Source organism: Streptomyces sp. NPDC002386, assembly GCF_053593175.1.
In genome coordinates, this window is the sequence record NZ_JBSFBX010000036.1 from 1 (window position 1) to 5,108 (window position 5,108).

The 5,108-nt window shown below is 71.0% G+C and carries 1 protein-coding gene; it reads left to right on the top strand.

Going from position 1 to position 5,108, the window contains the following annotated elements; genetic code table 11:
- A partial coding sequence (locus ACWCPN_RS34745; RefSeq protein ID WP_451214567.1) for a type I polyketide synthase occupies window positions 1-5,108 on the top strand: 5,108 nt, incomplete at both ends.

Here is a 5,108-nt window from a genome sequence, read left to right on the forward strand (position 1 = left end):
GGGCGGTGCAAGGCGTTCGCGGATGCTGCGGACGGCACTGGTTGGGGTGAGGGTGTCGGGGTGCTGTTGCTGGAGCGGTTGTCGGATGCCCGGCGCAACGGGCACCCGATTCTCGCGGTGGTGGCGGGTTCGGCGGTGAACCAGGACGGTGCCTCCAACGGGTTGACTGCTCCGAATGGGCCGTCGCAGCAGCGGGTGATTCGGGCGGCGTTGGCGTCGGCGGGGCTGTCCGCGTCGGACGTGGATGTTGTCGAGGCGCACGGCACCGGCACGGTGCTGGGGGACCCGATCGAGGCGCAGGCGCTGTTGGCGACGTATGGGCAGCGGTCCGCGGACGCCGAGCCTTTGTGGCTGGGGTCGTTGAAGTCGAACGTCGGTCACACGCAGGCCGCTGCCGGTGTCGGCGGTGTGATCAAGGTGATCGAGGCGTTGCGGCACGGCACGCTGCCTCGCACGCTCCACGTGGACGCGCCCTCGTCGCACGTCGACTGGACTAGCGGCCGGGTGGAGCTGCTGACGGCGGAGCGGGCGTGGCCGGTGGTGGACCGTCCTCGGCGGGCGGGTGTGTCGTCATTCGGGCTGTCGGGCACCAACGCCCACGTCATCGTGGAGCAGGCGCCGGAGCCCGACAGGGAGGCGGAGTCGGAGGTGGCTCCTCCGGCGTGGGGTGCGGTCGGCGGTGTGTGGACGCTGTCGGCCAAGACTCCGGACGCGCTGGCCGAGCAGGCCGCGGGGCTAGCTGACTGGGTCGGCGGTGAGGCCGCGTCCGGCTTCAGTGACGCTGATGTGGCGTTGTCTTTGTCTCGGCGTTCGGTGTTCGGGCATCGGGCGGTGGTGTTCGGTGCTGATCGGGGGGAGTTGCTGTCTGGTCTTGCGGATCTTGCCGCGCGGCGGGAGGGCTCCGGTGTGGTCGCGGGTTCGGTGTGTGCTGGTGGGCTGGCGTTCGTGTTTCCGGGTCAGGGTGCGCAGTGGTTGGGGATGGGCCGGGAGTTGGCCGGCGCGGTTCCTGAGTTCGCTCGGGAGTTGGAGGTGGTTGCTGGGGAGGTGGACCGGTGGTGGGGTCACCGGTTGCTGGATGTGGTGTGGGGTTCGGATGCGGGGGTGTTGGAGCGGACGGAGTTCACGCAGCCGGCGTTGTTCGCGCTGGAGGTGGCGCTGTTTCGTCTGCTTCAGGCTCGGGGTGTGAGGCCTGATTTCGTGGTGGGTCATTCGGTGGGGGAGATCGCTGCGGCGCATGTGGTGGGGATGTTGTCGTTGGAGGATGCGGCGCGGTTGGTGGTGGTGCGGGGGCGGTTGATGCAGCGGGCTGAGGCCGGGGTGATGACGGCGGTCTCGGGGTCGTTGGAGGTGGTGGAGGAGGTTCTGGCGGGGGTGGCGCCGGGGTTGGGTCCGGTGGTGGTGGCGGCGGTGAATGCGCCGGGCAGTGTGGTGATTTCGGGTGCTCGGGCGGCGGTCGATGCTGCGGTGGTCGGGTTGGAGGGGGTTGGTTGCCGGACGCGTTCGTTGGCGGTGTCGCACGCGTTTCATTCGCCGTTGCTTGATCCGGTGCTGGAGGAGTTCGAGCGGGTCGCGTCTGAGGTGAGGGTGTCGGTTCCTGCGGGTGGTGTGGGGCTGGTGTCCAACGTGACCGGCGAGCTCGCCGATGTCGGGACCGGGTTCGGGTCGGCGGAGTACTGGGTGCGGCATGCGCGGCAGGCGGTGCGCTTCGCCGACGCCGTGACGTACTTGGCTGGTCAGGACGTCTGTCGCTTTGCTGAGCTGGGGCCGGGAGCGCTGGTCTCGGCCGTGGTGAGCACGCTGGAGGACGTCGCTGAGGGCGTTGAGGCTGCGTCTGTAGTCCCGTTGTTGTCTCGCCGGGGTCCGGAATCGGCGGCGTTCGTGGCCGGGCTCGGGCAGTTGTACGTGTCCGGGGTCCCGGTGTCCTGGGAGCCGTGGTGCGCGGGCGGTCGGCTCGTGGAGGTGCCGACTTACGCGTTCCAGCGTGAGCGGTACTGGCTCACGCCGACCACCCAGGGGACGGACGTGCGGTCCGCGGGCTTGGCTGCGGCTGAACACCCCCTGCTGGGTGCGGTCGTGGCCTCGCCGGGCGCCTCCCAGGTGGTGCTGACCGGACAGTTGTCGAGGTCCGGACAGCCGTGGCTCGCTGAGCACGAGGTGTTCGGGCATGTGATGGTGCCGGCGGCTGCATTGGTCGAGATGGCGGTGCGGGCCGGTGACGAGGTCGGGTGCCCGGTGGTGCGGGAGCTGGCCATGACTGCTCCACTGCTGCTCCCCGAGCGCGGCGGGGTCCAGGTGCACGTCGTCGTGGGCGAGCCGGATGAGGCGGGGCGCCGGGACCTGGAGATCCACTCACGCACCGGTGCCGTGGCGGACGACGACCGTCAGGGGTGGGTGCGGCACGCGCAGGGCGTGCTGGCCGCGGACCAGTCCGCCGAGCGGGGGTGGCCGGAGTCGGTGTGGCCGCCGGTCGGGGCAGAGGCGGTCGACGTGGAGACCGCCTACGAGCAACTCGCGGAGCAGGGCTACGGGTACGGGCCGGTGTTTCGTGGCGTGCGCGCGGCCTGGCGGCGTGGCGGCGAGCTCTTCGCCGAGGTGAGTGCTTCGTCCGCGACGGATGTGAGCGGGTTCGGGGTACACCCGGCGCTCCTGGACGCGGTGGTCCACGCCCCTCGACTCGCCGCTCAGGACGCAGGGTCGGACATGGAGGTCGTTCAGGTTCCGTTCCTCTTCGAAGACGTGTCGCTGCGGGCGGTCGGTGCTTCCTCGGTGCGGGTCCGGTTCGCGCCTGCCGGCTCCGACGCCGTCTCGGTGCATGTCGCGGACGAGAGCGGTGCCCTGGTGCTGGAGATCGGCTCGCTGGCGACGCGGCCGGTGTCACCGGAGGCGCTGACCTCGGCCGCGGCGGTGAGCACGGCGCCCGACGGGCTGTTCGAGGTGGTGTGGTCGCCGGTCCCGCTGCCGAAGCGCGCTACGGAAGCGGTCGAGTACGCCGGCTGGGATCCGGATGCCGAGTCCGTGCCGCCGGTCGTGGTGTGGGAGTGGGCTGCCGAGGCCGGCGCCGATGTGGTGGCGTCGATGCACAGCGGCGTACATCGGGCGCTCGAAGTCCTGCAGGCCTGGCTGACCGCACCCCGGTACGAGGGCTCGACGCTGATGGTGGTGACCAGGGGCGCCGTCGGCCTTCCGGGTGAGGCGGTCACGGACGTGGCGGCATCGGCGGTGTGGGGCCTGGTGCGGTCGGCGCAGTCGGAGAACCCGGGCCGGATCGTGCTCGTGGACACCGACGGCGAAGCCGACGCGGCGCTGGCGGAGTTGGACGAGCCGCAGCTCGTGGTGCGGGACGGGATCGTGCGTGCGGCGCGCCTTGTGCGCGCCGGCGGGGCGGAGTCCGTGGAGACCGGGATCGGTGCGGACGGCGCCGTGATCGTCACCGGTGGCACGGGGGGCGTCGGCGGCGTACTGGCACGGCGGTTGGTCCAGGAGCACGGGGCGGGTTGCGTCGTACTGGCGTCTCGTCGGGGCGAACGTGCCGAAGGCGTGACCGAGTTGCTGGCTGATCTCGAAGCCGCCGGTGCGGTGGTTCGGCTTGTGGCCTGCGATGTGTCGGACCGTGCCGCGGTGGTGGATCTCGTGGCTTCGGTGCCGGAGGGCTTCGAACTGCGCGGTGTCGTTCATGCGGCGGGTGTGCTGGACGACGGCGTGATCGGCTCGCTGACAGCCGAGCGCTTGGACCGGGTCCTCGCGGCGAAGGCGGACGCGGCCTGGTACCTGCATGAGGCCACCCTCGATCGGGACCTTGCGCTGTTCTCGGTGGTCTCGTCGCTGTCCGGGGTGCTGGGTGGCCCGGGCCAGGGCAACTACGCCGCGGCGAACACCTTCCTGGACGCGCTGGCCGTGCACCGGCGGGGTCTGGGACTCGCGGGACAGTCGGTCTCCTGGGGCCTGTGGGCCGACGCCGGCGCTATGGGCGCCGGGCTGGCCGACGAGGCTGTGGCTCGGCTTCGAGCGGGTGGTGTACTGCCGTTGGGCTCCGCACAGGCCGTGGAACTGTTCGATGCGGCGCTGTCCGCAGGCGCGGGCCATGTGGTGGGTACGCGGTGGGATCTTCCGGCCCTGCGTCGTCTGGCCCGGGCCGGTGAGCTGGCGCCGGTGCTGGCCGAGCTGGTTCCCGCGGTACGGCGCACCGCTGCGACGGGGGAGTCCGTGTCGCAGTTGGTGTCCCGCTTGCGCGGCACCGCTCTGGACGGCCGGCGCGCATTGCTGACCGAACTGGTGTCGTCGTCGGTGGCGGCGGTGCTGGGATACGGCAGCTCGGATGCTGTCGCAGCCACGGCCGCGTTCCGGGACCTGGGCCTGGACTCCCTCGGCGGTGTCAACGTCCGCAACGGCCTCCAGGCCGCGACCGGGCTGAGCCTTCCCGCGTCCCTGGTGTTCGACTATCCGACCGCGCAGGCATTGGCCCACCACCTCCTGGAGCGGCTGCTGCCAGGAGACACGGAAGCGGTGGCAGTCACACCCGTGATCCCTTCCCCGTCGGCGTCGGGGGTGGACTCCGATCCGGTTGTGGTGGTGGGGATGGGGTGCCGTTATCCGGGGGGTGTGGTGTCTCCGGAGGGTCTGTGGGATCTGGTCCGCTCGGGTGGGGAGGGGATCGGTGGGTTCCCCTCGGATCGTGGTTGGGACGTGGAGGGGCTTTTCGATCCGGATCCGGATGTCCCGGGGAAGTCGTATGTGCGGCGGGGCGGGTTCCTGGCCGATGTCGCGGGCTTCGATGCGGGGTTCTTTGGTGTGTCGCCGCGTGAGGCGGTGGCGATGGATCCGCAGCAGCGGTTGTTGCTGGAGGTGTGCTGGGAGGCGATCGAGCGGGCCGGGGTCGACCCGCAGGGGCTGCGGGGTTCACGGACGGGTGTCTTCGCCGGTGTGATGTCCCAGGACTACGCCCAGCTCGGCAACGCGGCCGGCGACGCCACCGAGGGCTTCAGCACCGGCCTGATGGGCTCGGTGGTGTCGGGTCGGGTGTCGTATGTGCTGGGGCTTGAGGGGCCTGCGGTGTCGGTGGATACGGCGTGTTCGTCGTCGTTGGTGGCGTTGCATCTGGCTGGGCAGGC